General features: G+C 60.7%; 1 protein-coding gene. It reads left to right on the forward strand.

The features are described from left to right. The coding region (locus tag ACVA54_RS19720) for an aconitase family protein (protein WP_446649893.1) at nucleotides 1–341 on the forward strand (341 nt) is incomplete at both ends.

The raw sequence follows: 341 nt of genomic DNA on the forward strand, positions 1-341 counted from the left end.
CTGGAGTTTGACCTCGCCACCGTGAGTCGCAACCTCGCCGGGCCTTCCAACCCGCATCGCCGTTTGCCAACCTCAGAGCTGACCGAGCGCGGCATCGCGGGCAAGTGGCAAGAGAAAGAGGGCGAAATGCCCGATGGCGCGGTCATCATCGCCGCGATTACCTCGTGCACCAACACCAGTAACCCGCGTAACGTGGTGGCCGCGGGCCTAGTGGCGAAAAAAGCCAACGAACTGGGACTGGTGCGTAAGCCATGGGTGAAAACGTCCTTTGCACCGGGTTCGAAAGTGGCGCGCCTCTATCTAGAAGAAGCGGGTCTCCTGCCTGAGTTGGAAAAGCTTGG

This window comes from Vibrio sp. PNB23_22_6 (genome assembly GCF_052877535.1).